Source organism: Armatimonadota bacterium, assembly GCA_036504095.1.
Lineage (GTDB): Bacteria > Armatimonadota > DTGP01 > JAKQQT01 > JAKQQT01 > DASXUL01.
In genome coordinates, this window is the sequence record DASXVS010000074.1 from 1 (window position 1) to 5,652 (window position 5,652).

Annotated in this window: 6 protein-coding genes and 1 pseudogene; 4 read left to right on the plus strand and 3 right to left on the minus strand. The window is 66.9% G+C overall.

Annotated elements, in window-relative coordinates; translation table 11 throughout:
- Positions 1 to 161 precede the first annotated feature (161 nt).
- On the plus strand, positions 162 to 509 hold the full coding sequence (locus tag VGM51_17525; protein ID HEY3414840.1) for a hypothetical protein: 348 nt from the start codon (positions 162 to 164) through the stop codon (positions 507 to 509).
- Positions 510 to 557: 48 nt separating this feature from the next.
- Positions 558 to 974: a hypothetical protein gene (locus tag VGM51_17530; protein HEY3414841.1), complete on the plus strand. Its 417-nt coding sequence runs from the start codon at positions 558 to 560 to the stop codon at positions 972 to 974.
- Positions 975 to 1,002: 28 nt separating this feature from the next.
- Here the strand turns inward: VGM51_17530 and VGM51_17535 are convergent, their stop codons facing one another.
- From VGM51_17535 to VGM51_17545, 3 genes and pseudogenes are all read right to left on the minus strand, one after another.
- The gene (locus VGM51_17535) at positions 1,003 to 2,187 is read right to left on the minus strand and encodes a hypothetical protein (protein HEY3414842.1); all 1,185 of its coding nucleotides are present in this window, start codon (positions 2,185 to 2,187) and stop codon (positions 1,003 to 1,005) included.
- Positions 2,184 to 3,025, minus strand: a pseudogene (locus tag VGM51_17540) (nucleotidyl transferase AbiEii/AbiGii toxin family protein). Before VGM51_17540 ends, VGM51_17535 begins: the two are co-directional and overlap by 4 nt.
- The gene (locus VGM51_17545) at positions 3,022 to 3,825 is read right to left on the minus strand and encodes a type IV toxin-antitoxin system AbiEi family antitoxin (protein HEY3414843.1); all 804 of its coding nucleotides are present in this window, start codon (positions 3,823 to 3,825) and stop codon (positions 3,022 to 3,024) included. The pseudogene VGM51_17540 and the gene VGM51_17545 overlap by 4 nt, the downstream one beginning before the upstream one ends.
- Before the next feature lie 211 nt (positions 3,826 to 4,036).
- On the opposite strand from VGM51_17545, the gene VGM51_17550 reads away from it, so the two are divergent.
- A complete protein-coding gene (locus VGM51_17550) occupies positions 4,037 to 4,558 on the plus strand; it encodes a hypothetical protein (GenBank protein ID HEY3414844.1) in 522 nt (173 codons plus the stop codon).
- 1 nt (position 4,559) lies between these two features.
- Positions 4,560 to 4,943 carry a hypothetical protein gene (locus tag VGM51_17555; GenBank protein HEY3414845.1) on the plus strand — a complete coding sequence of 128 codons (384 nt, stop codon included), beginning with the start codon at positions 4,560 to 4,562 and terminating at the stop codon, positions 4,941 to 4,943.
- The last annotated feature ends 709 nt before the right edge of the window (positions 4,944 to 5,652 follow it).

Here is a 5,652-nt window from a genome sequence, read left to right on the forward strand (position 1 = left end):
CTCTCTCTGTCTTGGCGGACTGAGAGAGGAAACCCCCTCCGGAACTTCGAGCAAGTTTTCGGAGGGGGTTTCGCCTTTCCCCCTCGACGTGCGCGCTCAAGAAACCGGGGGCGCGACCTCAAGAAGCGTGCGCGGCCTCACAGATCAGGCGTGGTCTCAGCATGGGGCGCACTCGTGGTGCGAACCGCGACGCCGACGACCATCGCCGGGGACCGATCAGCACGCACGATCAGGCTGCCCGCTGGGTCAACTTCCTCGATACCCTGATGCGTCACTTTCTTGCGGGAGCGGTAGGCCGCCTGCCGAGCGGCTCGGTCGCGCTTCCGGGCAAGGCTCGCCTGGTAGCGGCGCGCCGCCGCCTTACGGGACGCCAGCCGGCCGGCCCTGCTGCACGGCGCGCTGCAGTACTGCTGCCATCGATCGCAGCGCCGGCAGACGTGGAAGACCGCCGCGCAGTGACTGCAGCGGCCCTCGCGGAAGCTGTCGTCGAAGCCGCTCCCGTCGCATGATGGGCGACACACCCGGTCGTCCCTACACCGTGCAGCTCGGAGAGTGAAATGTCTCGCCGCGAAAAGAGGAAGCTCGGCAAAGCCGAACGACAGGCGCTTCGCCACCACCGGGAGACCAAAGAACTCGACCAGATCGTGAAGAACACGACCGGAAACTTTCGGTCCTCCTTCGAGACCGGGCGAGACAGCTCGGCCGAGTGCCGCGACAGGCTTGACGACCTACGCCTCAGCCTGGACTTCCGCCGGCTCACCCACGAGATCTGGAACGGCAGGCCAGGCGCCGACGACCTGGTCTCCGCCATGGCCGATCTCATCACCGAGAACGAGCGCCACTACGCTGCCATCGAGAAGCTCCTCCGCCGGTTCGAAGAACTGGAGCGGGCGCCTTGGTACGACATCCTCAGCGCGGACCAGGTCCCGGAAGCCCTCATCCGGAAGCGACTATTCGAAGCCCCGCAGGGCTGAACGCACCTTCGACTCGACCGTCAAATCCCTACGCTTCGAGTCCGCCGTTCACAGTCGAGAGCCGCATCGCCTGCTTCTTGTAGAACTCCGGGTTCTGAAAGGCGGCGAGGCGGCGGAGTTCGGTCAATAGGCCAGCAGGCATCCCCTGCTTCTCCACGAACAGGCGCTGTCCGCGCACGAGGCGTACCGGTGCCGAGAGGGGCGCGCCGATGCTCGCCGGAGGAGGGCGGCCGGATGGCGAGCGCGCCCAGGGCACGTCATCCTCTTCGACGGCGGCGAAGCGAACCCCGAGCACGCGCCCCTGGCGCTGCGCCTCCCGGGCGATCATTTCGACGTTTGCGGCAGAGATCCGGGGCAAAGCCGCAAGGAATGCCCATTGGTCCGTGAGTGGCTTGAGCGCTTCGTCCAGGAACTCGGTGTTTCCGAGCTTCCGCGCTTCTCGCTGCAGCGGGAGCGCGATCAGGTTGCCGAACCCGCCGCGCGGCATGGTGTCCTGGTTCGGGAAGAGCCGGTCGTACGAGTCCATCCCGATCTCGGGGCGTCGGGACATGGTCTCGGTGAGCAGGTAACAGCCGAGTCGGCGCGCGAGGGCGGCCGGAACCGGCTCCTCGAAGAAGAACCATGCATGCGCTCCGGCGCCCGACCGGGAGCGCTCGACCGCGACGGAGATCCCTGTCGCCCGGCAGGTCTCCGCGAAGGCGCCGACGTCGTCGGCCCACGAGCCCTTGTCGAAATCCACGGCGAGGAGGTGGCAGCTTTCGTCCCGGAGGAGGGGATAGACGCCGATAACGTGGCGCCCGAGGAGGTGATCCTGGATGACCTGCGACGAGACCGACTCGAAGTCCTGGTGGAGGCACTCGCTGCACTTCGTCTTGGGCTTCTGGCAACGGGGCCGGTCCCACTCGTTGAGGCACCGGGGGGAGTACCCCTTGGTGCCCTTCCTTTCGTTCGACCAGAAGCGCGGATAGACGTCTGCTCGCCCGCGGAAGAGGGAGGAGAATAGAGCAACCTTCTCGGAGGAGGTCGCGGGACCCCTCGCCCCGGCGACCGTTGCCGCCGGGACGGCCACCGCCACCGCCGGTTCGGCAGCCGAGAGTGCGTCACGCAACCTCTGGACCTGCTCACGGAGAGCCGCGCCCGCGGCGTCGACGGCGGCGAGCCTGGCCTCGAGCCGAGCCAGTTCGTTCGCGAGGTCTTGGCGCGCGGTCGTCACGTGATGTCGCCGGACGCTCCGGGACCCTTCCACGGGCCTCCCGGTACTCGCGAGACGAGCTCGCGCCAGATGCGTTCGCCCGCCCGGTGGACGTCGTAGCGGTCCTCGGTCCCCGGCACCAGAAGCGGGCCGATGTCCTGCGTGAACGCAAGGTCCTCGAGCTTGGCCGTGAGATTCTGCTCGAACTCGGCCCGGGAGACGCGCTGATCGTTGTGGCCGAGGTAGCGCCCGAAACACTCTGCGATCCTGTCCAAGGCGAGGGACGGAACCTGCTCGAGGGCGGTGGCCAGATCGAAGAGGTCGCGCCCCTTCTTGCGCTGGTAGAGGGCGCGTAGCTTGGTGCCGAGGAGTTCCTCGAGCGCATAGGTGCCGATCGAAACCCGGCCGGTGAACCAGCGGCCTTCGACCGCGAAGGTCCGCGTCTCGAGCGGCATGACGTGGAGGTGCTCCCGCGTATTGATCTCCACCTTGAGCCTCAGCGGAGTGATCGGCGCGATCTCGGACTGAAGCGATAGATGAACCGGACCGCGGACGCCGTCTGCTCCCGCTTCGGCGTTCCGAGCCACGGATCCAGCCGAGACCGAAGCGCGGACATGACGGGACCGATCGGCGCTGCCTTGACCTGCACGAGATCAATGTCCTCCGAGTAGCGGGCCGCAGGCGCGAGGAAGAGCTTGTGTAGCGCGGTTCCGCCGCGGAAGAGGAGCGCCTCGCCCAGCACGGGATCGCTGAATATCTCTACGATGGCCCGCGAGAGGACGAGATCCTGCTCCACCTGCGCATCCGTGGCCCATGGCGCGCGGGAGCGCCATTCGGCGATGTTCGCGCGCGGGATCATAGGTCCAACTCAATCGTCTCGTTCACAACGACTCGCCATCGAGGGTCGTCTTTGCCGGTCGGCTGAGAGGCGTCCGGTCGGAGCAGAACGTGGCGTGGGCGCTGCTCCGCGACCCAGGTCGCGAGAGGCCGCGCGACCTCTTCGGCGCCGACCGCGTCGAGGAGATGGCCGAGTCGCTGGATGTGGGTGAGTTCGACGTCGCATTGGGCGGCGTGGAGCAGCTTGTTCGCGTCGAGCCTTTCGGCAAGATCGGCGAGCACCGTTGCCACGTTGCCGAGGTGCCCTGCGGCGCGCGCATACCGAACCAAGTCGATCGCGGTGGCCTCGGGGCTCGAGACCCGCATCGTGCCGGTCTGGGTCTTCACTTGGATGACCGGTGTGGTGGAGAGGTGCCGCTTCATGAAGAAGCGGATTCGCGCGCGGCCGGCGCGGGTTGGGCGGAGCGGGCTGTCCGTCACCACCTGGAATTCCTGGGGTTGGTGATGTGCGGCTCCGTGCAGCGCGGCGGCCGAGAGCAGCCCCACGTAGTAGGGCTTCGCCTCGAAGCTCATGAGGTCGTCGATGAACCAGTCGGGGGGCGGTGCCCCGGCGCTCTGGTACTCGGGCGGAACGACGACGTAGAACCCCCGGCGCGGCACCACGATCCGGTGTTTGGCCGCCAGGCGGCGCACCGCAGCTTCGAGTGCCTCCGGGGTGGAGGCGAGTTCCCGCAAGGCTTCTGCCCGGGCAATGGTGTAGCGGCCGCGCCCTGGCAGGGCGTCCACAAGGGCGGAGAGGCGCTTGCTTGGTGGACTGCGCATCGATTTCATAACCCGACGGTAAGTGTCGGGTTCCGTCAGCGAAGCGTAGACCGTTGAGGGTGCGGATGCAACGCCGGGCTAGCAGACGAAGCCGTTCCAACCGGCCGGGAACCCGTGGTAGGGCGTACCGATCGGTCTGCGGGCGCGAACGCCAACCCCGAGATCCACGCGATAGCCGGGCCGCGAGGGCGCGGCAGACGCCAGAGGTCCCATGAAAGCGCGACGCCGGAAGATCCGACACAAGAAGCCCTACGTCGCCGGACTGGACCAGGTCCGCATCACCCGTGGCCCGGCCGGCGCGGACATCGAGTACGCCGAGGAGAACGTCGGCGGCGTTCAGCTCGTCATGTCCCCCGCGGAGCAGGCAGCGCTCACGGATGAGCAGATCCTCGAGATCCACAACCAGTGTATCGAGGCACAGCAGGCGTCCCGGAACTCCTACGACTGGGTCGCGGTGGAGGTCCCGCCCGGCACGCCGCAGTTGAAGCGGGACCGCACGACCGGACACATCCTACCGCGCGGTGACGTCCTGCGCTGCCACATCACCGACGGCTGTGAAGACGAGGAAGACCCCGTCGCGATCTACATCGACGACGAGGAGTACACGCTCCGCGAGTTCGGCCAGATGCTCCGGTTGTACGCGGGCTGGGGGATGCGGGTGGTCTTCGTGCCCGAGGACTCGGTGCACGAGGAGCCAGCCATCGAGGTGCGTAAGTCGAAGCGAGGGAGGTGAGGTGGTTCGGCGACGCGCCATCACCGCGGACGACCTCGCGGGCCAGGCCGGGCTGCGGCGTTCCGCTCGCGACGCCATCCTCGCGCGCCAGCCCGAAACAGTCGCCGAGGCGCTCGAGATCGCAGATGTCGGGCGGAAGACGACCATGCTCTTGCTCAAGGCGGGGCTGCTCATCGATCCAGAGGGCCGCCAGGCGCCACGAAGGGAGATCCGCGCATCGGAGTCGCCATTCGAAGGAGGACGAGCTTTGGGTATCGAGGGGAAGTGGCGCATCACCGGGATGGACCTCTGGGACCAGGAGGCGATCGACCTTCTCGGGCCCGCCTTTGTCGAGCTCAAGGGCCAAGGGGCCGCTTCCGGTTCATCGCGGTCGAAGGGCGAATGAGATGTAAGCACGGGCAGCGGAACGGTCGTCCTCACGTCACGTTTACGTGGGAGGGCAACGACGAGTGCGATCCGGCGAGTGGGCGCGGCTGGGTGAGCCTCCGGAAGGACGGGTCGCTCGGAGGCCACATCTACTTCCACCAGGGCGATGATTCGGGCTTCAACGCGCTCCCGTTTCCGGAGCAGGATGAGCCCCGTGAAGACGATGGTAGGCCGCGACGAAATCGGCGATGCAGTCATCATGGCGTCGCTGCATGGCCCGAGGAGCCGCTGAATCGTATTCGGGGGCACGCTGCCCGTGGAGTTCGCGTGGAAATTGAGATGAGCTTGCTATGCGCAGAGTGCGGGAAGCGTGCCACCGTCGCGCCCCTCGCGAAGGCTGGGCGAAGGACCCTCTACCGAAACTTCCCTGATCTTGAGATCCCAGCTGATCTGGAGATACCGACGTGTTCCAAGTGTGGAGCTGAGTGGATCGACTTCCAGACGGCTGCCCGGATCGACGCTGCGCTCGCGAAGGTATCGGCCGCCCGTATGGGAAACGAACCGACGGATTGCTGACGCCTTTTGCGACCTCGGTGGACGTCTGAAAACCGGCCAATGATGAACAGGTCAAAACCGGCCAACGGCCGGGACCCGGGACCAGTGCGCTTCTAGCTTGCGGCGGCCTCGTGCTGCAAGCCGACGTGGCGGGTGCGGTAGCTGCGGGGTCC